The following is a 17,427-nucleotide window of genomic DNA, read 5'->3' as shown; positions in this document are numbered from 1 at the left end:
CGTCAAGAATTGCCCCAGGTTCCCTGACTCGGTGTTCACCCGCGCGCCATCATGGCTCCGCCAAAGCGCCCCGCGGGGCGCGCACCATGCCTGCTCGTACACCGCACAAACGTTCTGTCCAAAGGGGTAGACCACCATGGCCAGCAGAGGAAGACGAGCCGCGATGCGCAGCCTGGGCGCGCTCGCGGGAGTCGCGGCGCTCACCGCACTGGGCAGCACCGCGCCCGGCTGGGCCGCGACGCCCGTCCACGCGCACGGCAAGCCCTCGTCGACCGCGACGCCGATCCAGCACGTCGTCGTGCTGTTCGACGAGAACATCTCCTTCGACCACTACTTCGCCACGTACCCGAAGGCCGCCAACACGGACGGCACGAAGTTCACCGCGTCGAAGAACACCCCGAAGGACATCGACACCCTCGCGCACGCCGGGCTGCTGAAGAACAACCCGAACCAGTACGCGCCGAAGCGGCTGTCCCCGTCCCAGGCGATGACCTGCGACCAGAACCACTCCTACGGCCCGGAGCAGTACGCCTACAACGGCGGCAAGGCCGACCAGTTCGTGCAGAACACCGAGGTCGACAAGTGCAGCGGCGGCCTGTTCGGCGAGCCGGGCCTGGCGATGGACTACTACGACGGCAACACCGTCACCGCGCTGTGGAACTACGCCCAGCAGTACACGCTGAGCGACCGCGCCTACAGCTCCAACTACGGCCCGTCCACGCCCGGCGCGCTCAACCTGGTCTCCGGCAACACGCACGGCGCGGTCTCCATCGACCCGGCCACCGGCAAGCAGACCTCCAAGCCGGACCCGTACGCGGTCCAGTCGCCGGACGAGAACGGTGTCGGCACCGTCGTCAACGACCCGGACCCGGCCTGGGACGACTGCTCCGGCAAGGACCACACCAGCTCCAACGCGCTGGCGTCGATGCAGGGCAGGAACATCGGTGACCTGCTCAACGCCAAGGACGTCAGCTGGGGCTGGTTCCAGGGCGGGTTCCGCCCGTCGACCGCGTGGAACGGCCAGTCCGGCTCCTACGCCAAGTGCGACACCACGCACACCAACGTGGGCGGCGCGAACGTGGTGGACTACAGCCCGCACCACAACCCGTTCTCGTACTACAAGTCGACGGCCAACCCGCACCACCTGCCGCCGAAGTCCGTCTCCGAGATCGGCCACGGCGGCCAGGCCAACCACAACTACGACCTGACCGACTTCTCCGCCGCGCTCAAGGCGGGCAAGCTGCCGTCCGTCAGCTTCCTGAAGGCCGGCGAGTACCAGGACGGCCACGCCGGTTACTCGGACCCGATCGACGAGCAGCACTTCCTGGTCAACGAGATCAACGCGATCCAGAGCTCGCCGCAGTGGAAGTCCACCGCGATCGTGGTCGCCTACGACGACTCCGACGGCTGGTACGACCACGCGTTCGTCGCCCCGCGCAACGGCTCGCAGGACACCTCGATCGGCTCCAACGGCAAGGCCATCGACAGCCCCGCCTGCCAGCAGGGCCCGAAGGCGGCCGGCGGCTACGCGGACCGCTGCGGTCCCGGCACCCGTCAGCCGCTGCTGGTCATCTCGCCCTACAGCAAGGTCAACAAGGTCGACCACACGCTGACCGACCAGGCGTCCATCACCCGCTTCATCGAGGACAACTGGCACACCGGCCGCATCGGTGACGCCTCCTTCGACGCCAAGGCGGGCTCGCTGCGCGGGATGTTCGACTTCCGGCACCCGAACGGCAAGCAGGTGCTGCTGAACACCGACGGCTCGGTGAAGTCGGTCGGCCCGATCAAGCACGTCGCCCCGGTGTCCACCAGGATCACTCCCGGCCCGGCCATGCAGAACACGGCCGCCACCACGGACGCGTCCTTCCCGGCCCTGCCGGTCGGCCTGGGCGTCGGCGCCCTGCTGGCCGCCGGTGCCACGGGCACGTACTTCACGCTGCGCCGCCGTCAGCAGGCCTGACGACAGCCCCTTGAGGTGCCCCCGGCCGTCGGCCGGGGGCACCTCCGTGTCCAGGGAAAACCGGTGGTCGAAGCGGCGACGGTGATGCTGGGATGGCGCCATGCACGACGAGATCACCATGACCGTGGACCGGGGCCGTTTCCCGGACGCGGTGACACCGTGGGAGCGGGAGACCTGGCGGACGACGGCCCTCGGCTGGATCCGCGAGCAGCTGGACGCCCACGGGCTGCGGGCGGGCGACGGGCTCCAGGTGCGGCTGCGGCCGTGGTCGGTGCTGGTGCGGGTGCCCGTCGAGGGGCGGGAGCCGGTCTGGTTCAAGGCGAATCCGCGCCCCAGCGCCTTCGAGGGCCCGCTGACCGCCGCGCTGGCCCGCTGGGTGCCCGAGCACGTGCTCACACCGCTGGCGGTGGACGGGTCGCGCGGCTGGTCGCTGCTGCCGGACGGCGGCGAGCTGTTCAGGCAGGTGCTCGCGCGGGAGACGGTCGGCCCCGGCGCCTGGGAGAACCTGCTGCGCCAGTTCGCCACCCTGCAACGGACCCTGACCCCGTACGCCCGCGACCTCGAACGGCTCGGGGTGCCCACGGCCCGCACCCGGGACCTGCCCGCGGTGTTCGACCGGCTGCTCGCGTCGAACACGGCCCTCGGACCGGACGCCCGCGCCCGGCTGACCGCCCTACGACCTCGCGTGGTGGACTGGTGCGACGAGCTGGCCGCCCTCGGCGTCGCGGACAGCCTCGACCACGCCGATCTGCACGACGGGCAGCTGTTCAGACCGGAGCCCGGCCGGTTCACGTTCTTCGACTGGGGGGACGCGGCCGTCTCCCACCCGTTCTGCAGTCTGCGGGTCACCGCCGAACGGGCCCGTGACCACTACGGGCCGGGGGTGCTGCCCCGGCTGCGCGACGCCTACCTGGAGCCCTGGACCGGCACCGGGCCCACGCCCGCCGGACTGCGCCGGGCCGCGAGCCTCGCCTGGCGGCTCAGCTCCCTGGGCCGCGCCGCCTCCTGGGGCCGTATGTTCCCCGACCCGGACCGCCCCGCACCCGGTGCCCGAGAGAGCGCCGAGTGGCTGCTGGATCTGCTCAACGAGCCGCCGTTCTAGACGGGTTGGCGGCGCTTCGCCCGAAGTGGCCGGGGCGGCGCGGGCGGCGGACACTGGCGGTATGAGCCGTAGCCGCGTGTGCGCCGCTCCCCCGCCGGGCCGCCGTGCCGTACTGGGCGCGCTCGCAGGTGCCGCGCTCGGCGCGGCGGGCTGCTCCGCCGGTACGGTCCGCACCGCCCGCGCCACCCCCTCCCCCGCCCTGCCGCGCACCACGCCCTGGCGGCCGTTCCCGGGCGAGGTCGAACCGGCGGCGAAGGAGCGGGCCGTGCGGCTGGTGGAGGCGATCGGGGCCTGGCCGGACGGCCACGGCGGACCGGCCGCCGCCCGGTCGCGGATCGAGGCGCTCGGTCTGCCCGCCGCGCTGGCCGGGCAGGCCGGGCCGCTGCTGCCCCCGGCCGACCGAGCGGCCCTCCAGGTCGTCTTCGCGCAGTACGGCGGCATCCTGCCCCGGTCCGCCAGCGTGCTGGTGGTGTGCCGGCAGTGGCTCCGGCGCGGCGGCACGGTCACCCCGGGTGGTACGACCGTCGACGTACGGCTTTCCCGGGGGACGCACGGCTGGACGGTCGACGCCCTGCGTCCCGCGCACCCGGGGCCGGCCGCCCGCGCCCTGCCCGCGACGACCCGCGCGGCACTGTCCGACGACCGGATCACGCTGCCGCCCGCCGCCGACGCCGATCTGCGCGGCGGCCGGGTGCACACCAGCGTGGCCAAGGCGATGCGGGACCTGGCCCGCACCTACCGGATCGACGTGAGCGTGGTGCGCTCCGGACATCCGCTGGACGTGTTCGGCACCAGCCGGCCGAGCGACCATCCGCGGGGACGGGCCTTCGACGTGTGGCGGATCGACGGGCACGCGGTCGCGGACCCGGCGACCCCGCGCGCACTGATCGAGCGGTTCATGCGGGACGGGGCGGCCGCGGGGTCGTACAACGTCGGCGGGCCGGTGCTGCCGTCCGGTGGCGGGCCCGGCCCGTTCTTCAGTGACGCCACCCATCACGACCATGTCCACCTGGGCTTTCGCGCCTGACCCCGCCCGTCCGGGTTGCGGCCGGGCGCGGGGCGCCCCGACCCTGGAGCGGTGACGCGCGAGACGACGGCGCGGGACGCCGGGCTCGGCCGGCGGCGTTTCCTCGCCCTGTGCGCCGGTGCGGGCCTGGGGACGGCAGCCGCCTGCACTGCGTCGCCGCCGCGCCCGGGGCACGGCGTCCACCGGCCGGAGTCGGAGCGGGACGCGCCGGGCAGCGCCGACTGGCGGCTCGGCGCCACCGGCCCGCCGGACTCGGTGACCGGCTATCCGGACCGGGTGAGTGTGCTTCCGGGCGAGAGCTTCGGGCTGCGCGTGTCGACCACGGCGGCGTCCTTCCGGGTCTCCGCGTTCCGCATCGGCTGGTACGACGGCCGCCAGGCCCGCCGGATCTGGACCTCGCAGCGGATACCCGGCCGTGCCCGGCCGGCCCCGCGGGTGCTCGCCGCCACCCGGACCGTGCGCGCCGACTGGCCGGTCAGCCTGCCCGTGGACACGACCGGCTGGCCCGAGGGCGCGTACCTGCTGCGGCTGGAGGCGGACACCGGGCACCAGCGGTACGTCCCCTTCGTCGTCCGCTCCACCGACGGCGCGGGCCGCACCGTCCTGCTGCACGCCCCGGCCACCTGGCAGGCGTACAACCGCTGGGGCGGAGCGAGCCTGTACGCCGGCGCGAACGGCGCGTACGCCACCCGTTCCCTCGCGGTCAGCTTCGACCGGCCCTACGAGGGCGTGGGCGCGGAGAAGTTCCTGACCTACGAGCGGGCCCTGGTGGTGCTCGCCGAGCGCCTCGGCATCCCCCTCGCCTACAGCACCGGCACCGACGTCCACCGGGACCCGGGGGTGCTGCGGGGCGCCCACGCCGTGGTCTGCCTGGGGCACGACGAGTACTGGACGCCCGAACAGCGGGCCCATGTGACCGCCGCGCGGGACGCCGGCACGAACCTCGCCTTCCTCGGCGCGAACACCTGTTTCCGCCGGGTCCGGCTTGAGGACGGGCCGGACGCGGGGGACCGCACGGTGGTCTGCTACAAGACCTCCTACCGTGCCGACCCCTGCTACCCCTCCGCCCCGGCGCTGGTCACCACCGACTACCGGCTGCCGCCCGGCGCCGACCCCGAGTCCTCGCTGACCGGCGTGCTCTACGAGGGCTACCCGGTGGACGCGCCGTACGTCGTGCGGGCGGCCGACCACTGGGTGTACGAGGGCACGGGCGTGCGCGCCGGGGACGGATTCGTGCATCTGGTGGGCGTGGAGTACGACCGGGTCACGCCCGGCGCCCCCACGCCCGGCCCGCTGGAGATCACCGCGCATTCCCCGCTGGTGTGGGAGGGCAGGCCGAGCCACAGCGACTCGGCGTACTACACCACCCCGGGCGGGGCGGGGGTGTTCGCGACCGGCACCATGCGCTGGGTGGAGGGCCTGCTGGCCGGCACCGGCGAACTCGGCCGGGACCACGGGATGGACGGCCGTACCCGCGCGTTCGTCACCCGCACCACGGAGAACGTGCTGCGGATGTTCGCGCGGGGCCCGGCGGGCCGGCACGCTCCGCCGCCGCGTGCCGACACCCGTGCGGTGTACGGGGGTTGAGCGCCCGGGGTCAGGCGCTCTCCGCCCGCAACCGGTCCCGGCGGGCCTTGTTGTACAGGCGCCACAGGTGCTTGGCCACCGCGCACGGCGCGGCATCGGCACGGCACTGACGGCAGCCGCCAAGGTGCTGTTCGTACTCGGTACGTGCGTCTTCTAAGGCATCGCTGACAGCAGACATGGACATCTCCGGACAGTTTCGCACCGATCGGCGCGCCGACTTGACTGGCTGATACAGCCAGGTCCAAAGGTGATCATGTTACTGCCGGTAGAGGGAAATTCGGGGGTTCAGGACCGGCCGGACGCGCGCAGCGCCCGGGCGTGGTTCAGGAAGGCGGTCAGGCCCACCTCGAAGGCGCGGTCGGCGCGGCGGTCGCCCACGGCGGCGAGGGCGGCGGCGAGATGGGGCGTCGAGGTGTGGTCCGCCGGCTCCCACATGGTCTCCGGGGCGGCGAGGTCGAGGGCCGAGCCCAGCACCAGGTTCTCCAGCGCGGTGATCAGCGCCATGATCCCGTCCGGTTCGAACCCGGCCTCCAGCAGCCGGGTCACCGCCCGCTCGTACTGGTCCAGGACCCGGGGCGCGCGCACCGGGGAGGTCATCAGCAGCGGGATCGCCCGGGGGTGCGCGGCGAAGGCGGCGCGGTAGGAGCGGGCCCATGCCTCGACGGCCGCGTCCCAGGGGGTGAGGTCCAGGGCCGACGTCTCGATCGCGGAGGCGACGCGTTCGCGCAGCAGTTCCACGATGCCGTCGCGGCCGTCCACGTGGTGATAGACGGACCCGGTCTGCACGCCGAGCCGTCTGGCTATCCGCGGCACGCTGAAGTCGCCGGTCTCGTCGATGAGTTGGAGCGCGGTGGTGGTGATGCGCTCGCGGTCGAGGAGCGGAGTGCGCGGCCGTCCCATGGTCAGTCTTCTCCCTGAGGTCTTCCCGGTTGCCCGACCGCAGGCTACATTGCGGAAACCGAAAGCCTTTAGGTTTACGGCCCCGGGCGCCCGCCATCCCTTCCGCGTGCCCGTGGGGCCGTACGCCTGCGCGCGGCCACCGGGCCCACCTCCTCGGCCCGCCCCGCGCGCCCGCACCCGTCTCCGGGACCCCCTCCCGTCCGCCGCCAGAAGGGCTCCCCCGCATGTCCGCCACCACCTCCGAACCACCGAGGGAGAAGGTCCCGGCCGCCGCGTCCGGCCTTCGCACCGGCACCCTCGGCACCGCCGACATCGCCTTCTTCGTCGTCTCCGCCGCCGCGCCGCTGACCGTCATGGCGGGCGTCGCCCCGCTCGCCATCCTGCTGGGCGGCATCGGCGCCCCGGTCGGCTACCTCCTCGCCGGGCTCACCCTCGCCGTCTTCGCGGTCGGCTTCACCACCATGAGCCGCCACGTCACCCACGGCGGCGCCTTCTACGCCTTCATCACCCGGGGCCTCGGCCGCCCGGTCGGCATCGGGGCCGCGCTGCTCGCGCTGATCGGCTACAACGGCATGGAGATCGGTGTCTACGGCCTGCTGGCCTCCGCCAGCCGCGACACCCTGCACGCGCTGTTCGACGCCGACGTGCCCTGGCTGCCCGTCTCGCTGGCCGGGCTGCTCCTCATCGGCTACGGCGGGTTCCGCTCGATCGACTTCGGCGCCAAGCTGCTCGGCGTACTGCTCGTCGCCGAGACCGGGATACTCGTCCTGCTGGCCGGCGGGGTGCTGCTGAAGGGCGGCGCGCACGGGCTGTCCCTGTCCTCCCTCGCCCCCGCCCATGTGTTCGTGCCCGGCACCGCCGCCGTCCTCGCCTTCGCCTTCGCCGCGTTCACCGGTTTCGAGTCGACCGTCATCTACCGCCGCGAGGCCCGCGACCCGGGCCGCACCGTGCCCCGCGCCACCTATCTGGCCGTCGGATTCCTCGGCCTGTTCTACGCGTTCGTGGTGTGGATCGCCGTCCAGGCGTTCGGCGACGACCAGGTGGTACGCGCCGCCGGGAAGGACCCGGCCGGGCTCTTCTTCACCGCGATCACCACCTATGTGGGCGGCTGGGCCGCGGACCTGATGCACGTCTTCATCGTCACCAGCGTCATCGCCTCCCTGCTCGCCTTCCACAACGCCATCAACCGCTACGCCCTCGCGCTGGCCGAGGAGGGCGTGCTGCCGCGCCGGCTCGGCCGGGTCCACCCGCGCCACCGCTCCCCCTACGTCGCGGGCATCGCGCAGACCGTCCTCGGCGCGGTCGTCGTCCTCGCCTTCCGGGCCGCGCACGCCGACCCGTACCAGCAGCTGCTGCTGTGGGTGAACACCCCCGGCATGATCGGCCTGATGCTGCTCCAGCTGCTGGCCGCGATCGCCGTGCCCTGCTACTTCCGGCGGGTGCGGCACACCGAGGGCACGCTGCGCACGGTGGTCGCGCCCGCCCTGGCCACGGTGCTGCTCGCCACCGCGATCGTCCTGGTGGTCGGCCACATCGACCTGTTCACCGGCGCCTCGCGAGCGGTGAACACCCTGCTCGTCGTCGCGGCGCCGGCCGTCTTCCTCCTCGGCCTGCCGCTGGCGTGGTGGCTGCGCCGCAGGCGCCCGGAGGTCTACGCGTCCTTCGCCGCCGAGCCGGCCGAGACCGCCGACCCCTCCCCCCGGCCCGCGTAGACCGTCCAGATGTCCGTTCGACCCCCGTCCGCGAAGGAGCTGCCGGCATGCCCGCCGCCGATCTCGTCCTCACCGGTGCCCAGGTCCGCACCCTCGACCCCGCCCGCCCCACCGCCACCGCGGTCGCCATACACGACGGCGTGATCTCCGCGGTCGGGGAGGCGGCCGACATACGCGACTGGAGCGGCCCCGGCACCGAGGTCCTCGACCTGCGCGGGGCGCATCTGGTGCCCGGCCTGGTCGACTCCCACAGCCACCCGGTGTGGGGGCTGGAGATGGCGACCGGCGCGGATCTGTCGGGCGTGCGCGACCTGGCCGGACTGCGCGCGGCTCTCGCCGGGGCCGAGCGCATCGGGGGCTGGGTGCTCGGACACGGCCTGGACCACAACGCCTTCGAGGGCCGCCCGATCCACCACGACCTGGTGGCCGGCGTCCTCGGCGACACCCCCGCCCTGCTGCGCCTCTACGACGGCCACTCCGCCCTCGCCAATGCCGCCGCGCTGGCCGCCGCCGGGGTGTCCGGGCCGCGCTCCTTCGAGCAGCGCGCGGAGGTGGTGTGCGACGCCTCCGGGCGGCCCACCGGACACCTGGTCGAGCACGCCGCGATGGACCTGGTGACGGCCGTCGCGCCCAGCCCCTCCCACGCCGAACGCCGGGCGCGGCTGCTGGAGTTGCTGTCCGCCATGGCCGCCACCGGACTCACCGGCGCCCATGTGATGGACGGCGGGGACCTGGAACTGGTGACGGCGGTGGCGCGGGAGACGGTCCTGCCGGTGCGGCTGCGGTTCGCGCCCTGGTGCATGCCGGGCGCGGACGCCGAGGCGCTGAACGAGCTGATCGCGCTCCAGGGCCGGGGCGGGCGGCACTGGCTGGTCGGCGGGGTGAAGTTCTTCATGGACGGCACCGTGGAGGGCGGCACCGCCTGGCTGGACCGTCCCGACTGCCACGGCCGGGGCACGGACGCGTTCTGGCCGGACCCGCACGCCTACGCGAAGGCCGTGCGCACCCTGCACGCGGCCGGGGTCCGCACCGCCACCCACGCCATCGGGGACGCCGCCGTGCGGCACGCCCTGGACACCGTGGCCTCACTCGGGCCGAGCGGCCGCGGAGCGCACCGGATCGAGCACATCGAGACGGCCCCCGACGAACTCCTGCCCCGCTTCGCCGAGTTGGGCGTGGCGGCGTCCATGCAGCCGCCGCACACCGGATACACCCGCGACGACGGCTCCGACGAGTGGTCGCGCCGGCTCGGCGGCGAACGGGCGGCCCGCGCCTGGCGGTTGCGGGACCTGCGGGAGGCGGGCGCCACGGTCGCGCTCGGCTCGGACTGGCCCATCGCGCACTACGACGCCCGCGCGGTGCTCGCGACCGCCCAGCGCCCCAAGGGCGCCGCCGCGCACCGCGCCGGCCTGACGCCGCTCCAGGCCCTGGAGGGCTGCACCACCCACGCTGCCGCCGCGGCGGGCGAGTCCGCCGTCGCCGGCCGCGTCGCCCCCGGCCACCGCGCCGACCTCACCGCCCTCGGTGTGGACCCGGTGCGCGCGAACGCGGACGAACTCCTCGACGCGCCCGTGGTGTTGACGGTGACGGGCGGCCATGTGGTGCACCGGGACGCCGTCTGACGTCAGCGCGGCGTCAGCGCCTTGTGGCACCGTTCTTCCTGTGACCGGCACGGGCAACCGGAACCGGTCACGGGGAGAGGTGCCCGGAGTGGCTTATCGGGGACCACGAGCACGCCTCACGGTCGGGCCCCTCGGGGCCCGCGCAGGTTCGAATCCTGCCCTCTCCGCGCGACAGCCTCTTCGCGGCGGCCACTTCGCACCGGCGCCTTGGAAGGTCTCGTCACTCGAAGAGGGCGACGAGCCCGTTCACCCAGACGGCCAGGAACGCGAGGACGGCCAGCAGACACCCGCCCCCCGCCAGGAAACCGGCGAAGGAGCGTCCGCGGCCGTCCGGTTCCGCGCCGGACGGCACCGCGTCCCAGCCGACGGGGCGCCCCGCTTCCTGGGAGCAGCGGACGCGAACCGCGGCCAGTTGCTCCCTCGCGAAGTCCGTCCGGGCGAGCGACTCCGGACCCCGCCAGGCGAGCGCCCGCATCCGGTCCGGAGCCGTCCGGTACCTCGCCTCGAAGGCCGTCGTCTCCGCCGCGTCCCGGTCCGGTTCGAGGTACATCCAGCGGCCCGCCTCCGCGGGCTCGCCGTACAGGCGGTACACCTCGGCCAGCAGCCGGCGCGGCGCCGGGTCGTCCGGGTAGGACGACACCAGCCCGCGCAGACGCTGACGCGCGACGGGGATCCGGCCGGCGGCCAGATCCGCGTCGACTCGGGCGAGGGTGTCTCTCAACGGCATGAACACATGATCGAACAGCGCGGTTCCCGCCGTCGAACCGGTTTCTGCGGCACGCCGGCCGCGGGCGCGCCAACGCGCGGGACGCCCGCGCCACGGGGCCATGATGATGCCCATGGACCGGCCGAGTCAGATCATCGAGTGCGAGGGGTTCGTCCTGCGGCGCTGGCGGGCGCAGCGGGATTTCGACCAGGCGTTCACGCTCATCGAGGAGTCCCGGGAGCACTTGAGCCCGTGGATGCCGTGGGTCGCGCGGCACGACGAGCAGAGCACCCGGGACTTCCTGGCGAGGGCCGAGGAGAAGTGGGCCGGCGGAGAGGTCTTCACCTACGCCGTCGTGAAGGACGGCACGCCCGTCGGCATGTGCCAGGCGTACCGCTGGGGCGATCCCCCCGGATGGCGGCTCGGGTACTGGCTGCACCCCGCCGCCGCCGGGCAGGGCATCGCCACCCGGGCGACGGCGGCCCTGGTCGCGGAGATGTTCGCGCTGCCGCACGTGGCGTACCTGGAGATCACCCACGATCTGGCCAACACCGCCGGCGGTGCCGTACCGCGCCGGTTGGGGTTCACCGAGGTCCGGCGCGAACCGGCCCCACCGCCCGCGGCCCCGTCCGGTCGCGGCGTCGACGTGGTCTGGCGCCTCGACCGCCCCGCACCGCCCGCGCCCTGAGCCCTCCGCTTCCTCCTCACTCGTGCGGTACGACCGCGACCGGGCACTCGGCGTGCTGGACGACCGCGTGGGCGACGCGCCCGAGACGCTCCCCGAACCTGCTGCCGGTGATGCGGCGGCCCACCACGACGAGTCCGGCCTCGGAGGTGGCCCGCACGAGTTCCTCGCCGGGCCGGCCCTCGATGACGGTGGTGGCGACGGACAGGTCCGGGTACTTCTCGCGCCACGGCCGCAGCAGCGCGATGACCGCGTGCTCGGCGGCGCCCGCTCCCCCGGCCGCGTCTTCCCCGGAGTCCGGCTCGTGGACGTGGCACACGCGCAGTTCGGTGGCGCGCCGCCGGGCGGCCTCGAAGGCGAACCCGATCGGTTCGTCGCAGGGGCTGCGGGCGTCCAGGCCCAGCACGACGGCGCGGTACGGGATGGTCGGGATCTCGTCGGGCGCGAGTCCGGGGGCGGCCGGCAGATGCTCGTCGGCGGCGCTGCGGCCGGCCCGCACCAGTACCACCGGGCAGGAAGAGCGTCCCGTGACGCGCAGGGAGACCGAGCCGACGAGGACCCCGGCCGCACGGCTGAGCCCGAGCGAGCCCAGCACCAGCGTGTCCGCCTCCTCGGCCGCCGACAGCAGCGCGGGGACGGGCGAGTCGCCGATCAGCCGGCCCGTCACGGGCAGCGTGGGATGCGCCGCCCGCACGCTGTCCACCGCCTCCCGCAGCACGCGCTCCGCCCAGCCGCGCTCGGTGCTGTCCCGGCCGGCGAGCGGCGCCGGGCGCACGTTCGGCAGCCAGGCGTGGACCACGACCAGTTCCGCGCCCCGGCGCACCGCCTCCTGCGCGGCCCAGTGGGCGGCGGCGACGCTCTGCGGGGATCCGTCGACTCCCGCCGCGATGTGACCAGCCATGATGCGTCCTCCGGATCCGGGCCGAGATGTGCCGCCGCCGTACGCCGGGCGTCCTTCCGTAGCTCAAGCGTGCCCCCTGGAGCGTCCTCCCGCCCGTGGGCCGCGTGGGCCTTCCGGGGGCCGCGTCGGGTCGTGCCGGGGGGATCGACGCCGTGGTACGGGCACGGCGCTCCGACGTTCCGGCGGTGGCCACCGTGGGCGGCGGAGCCGTACGGCCGGTGGAGCCGGGACCAAAGGTCCCGTCGACGGGGGCGCCCGGCCCTCGGATCGGGGCGATGCTGGCGGCAGGCTGGGGACACCGGCTCGAACGGCGGGGACGCGCCGGCCGCGGCCGAGCGGGCCGAGGGACAGCGAGGGACCGCCGCTCCCCGCCCAAGGGGGCTCGCGCGCCGGAGAAGCGCACCGGAGAAGGAGGAGGGCCGTGATCCACAGCACGATCGGCGAGGTGATGACCGACGATGTCGTCACCGTGTCGGAGACGACGCCGTCCACGGACGTGGCCCGCCTGCTGGACCGGCACGGCATCAGCGGCCTGCCGGTGATCGACCGCGACGACAAGGTGCTCGGCGTGGTCTCGGCCTCCGACCTGGTGCGCGAGCGCGCCGCCCGGTGGCCGGACGGCGCGGACGCGTCACCGGTGCGCGAGGTGATGTCGACGCCCGCCGTCACCGTCCACCCCGAGCAGCGGGTGCCGGACGCGGCCCGGCTGATGGAGCGGCGCGGCGTGGAGCGTCTGCCCGTGGTGGACGAGGAGGACCGGCTGATCGGCATCGTCACCCGCCGGGATCTGCTACGGGTGTTCCTGCGCGGCGACGACGAGATCCGCCGTCAGGTGTCCGAGGAGATCGTGGCGGGTGAGCTGGGGCTGCCGCCCGAGGCCGTCGGCGTCTTCGTGCGGGACGGCGTGGTGACTCTGGCGGGCGACGCGGAACTGCGCGGTGCCATCGCCCGGGCCGGCTTCGCGGCCTGGCGGCTGGACGGTGTCGTCGGGGTCGTCAACCTGGTGCCGCCCGTGCCCCCGGAGGGGGTGGCGCGGCCGGGGTGACGCGACGTGACGGGGTGCTCCCGGACCGGTGCCGCCGAAAGCCCGGAACGCGGCAGCCGGACCGGCGCCCGCGGACCGCCGCGGCGCCCCGCCGGCTCCGGTGACGCCCTCAGCCCGCTTCGATACGGCGTCCCGTGAGCGCCGTGGGCTCGATCCGCACCCACAGATCGCGTTCCCCGCCCGCCCAGGGCTCGCTGTACGCGCGCTCGGCGAGCCGCTCCGCCTCCGCCCGGTCGGTCACCGGCTGGGCGGTGCCGTGCACCAGGACGCTCCAGCCCTGGCTCAGCGCGTCGTCCACCCGGTCCACCTCGAAGGCCACCTCACGGCCGAACCCCTCGCTCAGCACGGAGCCCTCGCGGGTGCGGAACACGATCGCGCCGTCCACGACGGTGTAGTTCACGGGCAGGACGACGGGGGCGCCCTCGGTGCTGACGGAGAACCGGCCTACCCCGTGCGTCGACAGCAGCTCCCTGCACTCCTGTTCGCTCAGTTCGTCCAGGCGCGGGTTGCGGGAGGCCTGTCCGAGACCGGCGGGCAGCCCGGCGTATCCGCCGCCGAGTTCCCGGGGGGTGGTGCGCAGCGCCCCGGCCAGCCGCAGCAGGGTGCCGGAGTCGGGCGCGGCGGTGCTGTGCTCCTCCAGATGGGCGACGTATGCCTCGGCCATGCCGGCGCGTGCGGCCACCTCTTCCCGGGTGAGCCCGAGTTCCGCGCGGCGCCGCCGCAGTCGCCGTCCGAGGTCGCTCCGCGGCGGGCCGTCCTCCGGGTCCGGCGCTCCGTGCCGCGGTGTGGGGCGTTCTGCCATGATCGCTCACTCCTCGCCCTCGGGCCGCCGGGGCCCTGGCTCGTACCACGTCTACCACCGGTGCGAGGCGCCCACCACTTCGCTGCGCCGCGCGCCGGCGGCCGGGCGTGCCGCCGTCGCCTACGGACGCCGGCCCCGGGAGCCCGGCGGTCCCGCGCACCGTGGGCCGAACGGCCCCCGCGGCCGGGCGGTTCGGCGCCCGTGTAGCCTGCTGGGCATGTCGAGTCCCGAGTCGGTTGAGGTGGGGGCTTTCGGTCACGCCGTCAGCCCCTGAACCACCGGCATCACCACCCTCCGCCGTGCCCGCGTGGGCCACGGCCGGACGAGTGCGCCCTCGGGTGCTGACCGCGGTGACGAGATGACCCTCTCGTGCTTCTCCTCACCCCGGAGCCTTCCTCGATGCCCCTCGCGCTCTATCTGCTCGCCCTGGCCGTCTTCGCCATGGGCACCTCGGAGTTCATGCTCGCCGGTCTGGTGCCGGACATCGCCTCGGACCTCGGCGTCACCGTCGGCACGGCCGGCCTGCTCACCTCGGCGTTCGCGCTGGGCATGGCCGTCGGCGCCCCGCTGATGGCCGCGCTCGCCCGCAACCGGCCCGGACGTTCCAGCCTGCTCGGCTTCGTCCTGCTGTTCGCGGCGGCCCACGCGGTGGGCGCCGCCGCCTCCGCCTTCCCGGTGCTGTGCGCGACCCGGGTGGTGGCGGCGCTCGCCAACGCCGGGTTCCTCGCCGTGGCGCTCACGACGGCCGGCACGCTGGTGCCGCCCGACCGCAAGGGCCGGGCGCTCGCCGTGCTGCTGTCGGGCACGACGGTGGCCACGGTCGCCGGTGTTCCGGCGGGGGCGCTGCTCGGCGCCCTGCTCGGCTGGCGGGCCACGTTCTGGGCCGTGGCCGTGCTGTGTCTGCCCGCGGCCCTCGGCGTCCTCAGGGGAATCCCGGCGCCCGCGGCGGCGGACGGCGCGACCGGTGCGCTGCGGCCGGAGCTGGCGCAGCTGCGCCGTCCGCGGCTGCTGCTGGTCATGCTGCTCGGCGCGCTGGTGAACGCGGCGACCTTCGCGAGCTTCACCTTCCTCGCGCCCGTGGTGACCGGTGTCGCCGGGCTGGGCGAGCTGTGGGTCTCCGTCGCCCTGATGCTGTTCGGCGCCGGTTCCTTCGTCGGGGTGGGCGTCGCCGGACGCCTGGCCGACCGGCGGCCCGGCCTCGTGCTCGCGGCCGGCGGCCCGCTGCTGCTGGCCGGCTGGCCGGCGCTGGCACTGCTGGCCCACCGGCCGGTCGCGCTGTTCGCGCTGGTGTTCACTCAGGGGGCGCTGTCCTTCGCGCTGGGCGGCACCCTGATCACCCGGGTCCTCTACGAGGCCGCGCAGGCCCCCACGATGGCCGGTTCCTACGCCACCGCGGCGCTCAACGCGGGCGCCGCCGCGGGTCCCCTCGTCGCCGCGGCCGCCCTCACCGGCACGCTGGGCGACACCGGCCCGCTGTGGGCGAGCGGGGCGCTGGTCGCCGTCGCCCTGGCCGTCGCGGTCCCCGTCCGCGCCCAACGGGCGGCCGGCTGAGGTCAGCGGTGCGTCAGGGCGCGGTCAGCGCCTTGCGGCACCGTTCTTCCCGTGACCGGCCCGGGAAACCGGAAACCGGTCGCGGGGAGAGGTGCCCGGAGTGGCTTATCGGGGACCACGAGCTCGCCTCACGGTCGGGCCCCTCGGGGCCCGCGCAGGTTCGAATCCTGCCCTCTCCGCTGCGCCGAACGGCTGACTAGAATGGACGGCGGCATCGCGTGCCGGTCACCGACCGGGTGAGGCATGGAGGTGCCAGGAGATGCCCTGGAGGCATTCCTTGCCGGTCGAGTTGAACCACACCATCGTCCATTCCCGCGACAACCGGGAATCCGCCCGTTTCTTCACGGAGATAGTCGGCCTGGACATCACCTCGGAGTGGGGCCCGTTCGTCGCCGTGGCCCTGGGCAACGGCGTCACGCTGGACTTCGCCACCGTCCCCGAGGACACCATCACCCCGCAGCACTACGCGTTCCTGGTCTCCGACGAGGAGTTCGACGCCGCGTACGCCCGTATCACCGAACGCGGCATAGAGCACTACGCCGACCCGCACAAGAAGCACCCCGGCACCATCAACCGCAACGACGGCGGCAAGGGCGTGTACTTCATGGATCCGGTGGGGCACGCCATGGAACTGCTCACCGTTCCCTACGGCGGGTGGCCCTCCGCGTAGGCGCTCGTTCCCCGCGGCCGGCCGCGGGGAAGCCGGGGCGCCGAGTCCTTCGAGACGCTCGGCTGACCAGTCCGCACGCGGCCGGGCTGCCGCGGGTGGCCCGGACCCTCCTCTCCGGCGTCCTCGCGGTCCGGCCCGAGCTGCTCGCCGGTCCCCAGCCGGCCCAGGACGAGCGGCGCCCGCGCCTGACCGGGGCCCGATCTCACTCGCCGGGCGCCACGGTGCGCGCGGCGATGCGGGCCGCCTCCCTGATGAGCGCCTCGTCGACCGGCGCGTCCTTCTCGTCCTTGGTCGACAGCACGGCCAGGACGACCGGGGTGCGCCGGGTGGTCCAGGCGACGCCGATGTCGTGGGCGCTCGCGTAGAAGCCGGTGCCGGTCTTGTCGGCGAGGGTCCAGCCCTCGGGCAGCCCGGCGCGGAACCGCCCGCCGCTGGTGGTGTTGCCCTTCATACAGGTGACGAGCCGCTCGCGGCCGGGGGCGGGCAGTGCCCGGCCCAGGGTCAGCCGCTCCAGGCTCGTGGCGATGGCCTCGGGGGTCGTGGTGTCGCGGAGGTCGCCCGGGACCGCCGTGTTGAGCTCCGGCTCCCAGCGGTCCTGGCGGCTCACCCGGTCGCCGAGCGAGCGGAAGAACCCGGTGAGCCCGGCCGGGCCGCCGAGCTGCTGCAACAGCAGGTTGCCCGCCGTGTTGTCGCTGTACTGGATCGCCGCCGCGCACAGGTCGGCCACCGTCATCCCGGTCTCCTGGTTCTCCTCGGTGCGCGGCGAGTTGGGCAGGATGTCGTGCGGCGGGTAGTGGATCACCTTGTCCAGTGGGGCGCAGCCGGACTGGTCGCGCAGGACGGCGGCCGCCGCGAACGCCTTGAAGACCGAGCAGTGCGCGAACCGCTCCCCCGCCCGGTGGGCCAGCACCCGACCGGTGCGCACATTGCGCGCGTACACGCCGAGCCGGGCGCCGTAGTCGCGCTCCAGGCCGCCCAGTTCGCCCGGTTCACCGGTGGTCGGGGCACCCGCGGCGGCCGCGGCCGTGCCGGTCGACGCCACGACGGCGGCGGATGTGAGCGCGAGGCCCGCCCTGAGCAGGCCACGGCGTGCCAGCGGTCCGGAAGCGGTCATGGTGAAGTCCTCCTGGTTCGTCGCCCTTTGGGCGGTGTGG

At 74.5% G+C, this 17,427-nt stretch carries 16 protein-coding genes and 2 pseudogenes; 12 read left to right on the top strand and 6 right to left on the bottom strand.

The genetic code is table 11. From position 1 onward, the window contains the following. The first annotated feature begins 136 nt into the window (after nucleotides 1-136). The 4 genes from HZZ00_RS15375 to HZZ00_RS15360 all read left to right on the top strand — a co-directional run bounded on the left by HZZ00_RS15375 (nucleotide 137) and on the right by HZZ00_RS15360 (nucleotide 5,679). Nucleotides 137-1,963, top strand: coding sequence for a phospholipase C (locus tag HZZ00_RS15375; protein WP_180332709.1), 1,827 nt, complete (start codon nucleotides 137-139; stop codon nucleotides 1,961-1,963). A gap of 100 nt (nucleotides 1,964-2,063) precedes the next feature. Further along, complete coding sequence (locus tag HZZ00_RS15370; RefSeq protein ID WP_180332708.1) at nucleotides 2,064-3,065, top strand: phosphotransferase; 1,002 nt, start codon at nucleotides 2,064-2,066, stop codon at nucleotides 3,063-3,065. 61 nt (nucleotides 3,066-3,126) lie between these two features. Beyond that, nucleotides 3,127-4,092 carry a hypothetical protein gene (locus HZZ00_RS15365; RefSeq protein ID WP_180332707.1) on the top strand — a complete coding sequence of 322 codons (966 nt, stop codon included), beginning with the start codon at nucleotides 3,127-3,129 and terminating at the stop codon, nucleotides 4,090-4,092. A 51-nt stretch (nucleotides 4,093-4,143) separates the two neighbouring features. Then, nucleotides 4,144-5,679, top strand: a complete 1,536-nt coding sequence (locus HZZ00_RS15360) for a N,N-dimethylformamidase beta subunit family domain-containing protein (RefSeq protein WP_257585816.1) — start codon at nucleotides 4,144-4,146, stop codon at nucleotides 5,677-5,679. 10 nt (nucleotides 5,680-5,689) lie between these two features. Here the strand turns inward: HZZ00_RS15360 and HZZ00_RS15355 are convergent, their stop codons facing one another. Together HZZ00_RS15355 and HZZ00_RS15350 are read right to left on the bottom strand one after the other, a co-directional pair. Beyond that, a complete protein-coding gene (locus tag HZZ00_RS15355; protein WP_180332706.1) occupies nucleotides 5,690-5,857 on the bottom strand; it encodes a hypothetical protein in 168 nt (55 codons plus the stop codon). A gap of 107 nt (nucleotides 5,858-5,964) precedes the next feature. Continuing rightward, nucleotides 5,965-6,579: a TetR/AcrR family transcriptional regulator gene (locus HZZ00_RS15350; RefSeq protein ID WP_180332705.1), complete on the bottom strand. Its 615-nt coding sequence runs from the start codon at nucleotides 6,577-6,579 to the stop codon at nucleotides 5,965-5,967. A 224-nt stretch (nucleotides 6,580-6,803) separates the two neighbouring features. Between HZZ00_RS15350 and HZZ00_RS15345 the strand changes: the two genes are divergently transcribed. From HZZ00_RS15345 to HZZ00_RS15335, 3 genes and pseudogenes are all read left to right on the top strand, one after another. After that, nucleotides 6,804-8,291, top strand: coding sequence for an APC family permease (locus tag HZZ00_RS15345; protein WP_180332704.1), 1,488 nt, complete (start codon nucleotides 6,804-6,806; stop codon nucleotides 8,289-8,291). Nucleotides 8,292-8,338: 47 nt separating this feature from the next. After that, complete coding sequence (locus tag HZZ00_RS15340) at nucleotides 8,339-9,913, top strand: amidohydrolase (protein WP_180332703.1); 1,575 nt, start codon at nucleotides 8,339-8,341, stop codon at nucleotides 9,911-9,913. 73 nt (nucleotides 9,914-9,986) lie between these two features. After that, nucleotides 9,987-10,080 (top strand): annotated as a pseudogene (locus tag HZZ00_RS15335). Nucleotides 10,081-10,133: 53 nt separating this feature from the next. Here HZZ00_RS15335 and HZZ00_RS15330 read toward each other — a convergent pair. Continuing rightward, complete coding sequence (locus HZZ00_RS15330; RefSeq protein ID WP_180332702.1) at nucleotides 10,134-10,640, bottom strand: DUF6584 family protein; 507 nt, start codon at nucleotides 10,638-10,640, stop codon at nucleotides 10,134-10,136. Between the two features lie 112 nt (nucleotides 10,641-10,752). On the opposite strand from HZZ00_RS15330, the gene HZZ00_RS15325 reads away from it, so the two are divergent. Next, entirely contained in the window at nucleotides 10,753-11,307 is a 555-nt protein-coding gene (locus HZZ00_RS15325; RefSeq protein WP_180332701.1) for a GNAT family N-acetyltransferase, read from the top strand. Between the two features lie 16 nt (nucleotides 11,308-11,323). Here the strand turns inward: HZZ00_RS15325 and HZZ00_RS15320 are convergent, their stop codons facing one another. Next, nucleotides 11,324-12,205, bottom strand: a complete 882-nt coding sequence (locus HZZ00_RS15320; RefSeq protein ID WP_180332700.1) for a universal stress protein — start codon at nucleotides 12,203-12,205, stop codon at nucleotides 11,324-11,326. Nucleotides 12,206-12,653: 448 nt separating this feature from the next. On the opposite strand from HZZ00_RS15320, the gene HZZ00_RS15315 reads away from it, so the two are divergent. Next, nucleotides 12,654-13,250, top strand: a complete 597-nt coding sequence (locus tag HZZ00_RS15315; protein ID WP_180333531.1) for a CBS domain-containing protein — start codon at nucleotides 12,654-12,656, stop codon at nucleotides 13,248-13,250. Between the two features lie 109 nt (nucleotides 13,251-13,359). On the opposite strand, the gene HZZ00_RS15310 is transcribed toward HZZ00_RS15315, so the two are convergent. Continuing rightward, nucleotides 13,360-14,052 (bottom strand): pyridoxamine 5'-phosphate oxidase family protein, encoded by a 693-nt coding sequence (locus tag HZZ00_RS15310; RefSeq protein ID WP_180332699.1) that lies wholly within the window; start codon nucleotides 14,050-14,052, stop codon nucleotides 13,360-13,362. Between the two features lie 399 nt (nucleotides 14,053-14,451). Between HZZ00_RS15310 and HZZ00_RS15305 the strand changes: the two genes are divergently transcribed. From HZZ00_RS15305 to HZZ00_RS15295, 3 genes and pseudogenes are all read left to right on the top strand, one after another. Next, nucleotides 14,452-15,603 (top strand): Cmx/CmrA family chloramphenicol efflux MFS transporter, encoded by a 1,152-nt coding sequence (locus tag HZZ00_RS15305; RefSeq protein WP_180332698.1) that lies wholly within the window; start codon nucleotides 14,452-14,454, stop codon nucleotides 15,601-15,603. Between the two features lie 85 nt (nucleotides 15,604-15,688). Next, nucleotides 15,689-15,782 (top strand): annotated as a pseudogene (locus tag HZZ00_RS15300). A gap of 98 nt (nucleotides 15,783-15,880) precedes the next feature. Then, entirely contained in the window at nucleotides 15,881-16,273 is a 393-nt protein-coding gene (locus HZZ00_RS15295) for a VOC family protein (protein WP_180332697.1), read from the top strand. Nucleotides 16,274-16,475: 202 nt separating this feature from the next. Here the strand turns inward: HZZ00_RS15295 and bla are convergent, their stop codons facing one another. Next, the gene (gene bla, locus HZZ00_RS15290; protein ID WP_180332696.1) at nucleotides 16,476-17,387 is read right to left on the bottom strand and encodes a class A beta-lactamase; all 912 of its coding nucleotides are present in this window, start codon (nucleotides 17,385-17,387) and stop codon (nucleotides 16,476-16,478) included. Nucleotides 17,388-17,427: the final 40 nt, after the last annotated feature.

The organism is Streptomyces sp. NEAU-sy36 (assembly GCF_013423905.1).
GTDB lineage: Bacteria > Actinomycetota > Actinomycetes > Streptomycetales > Streptomycetaceae > Streptomyces > Streptomyces misionensis.
Note: the sequence above shows the minus strand (reverse complement) of the source record. Positions and strands in the feature narration are given on the sequence as shown.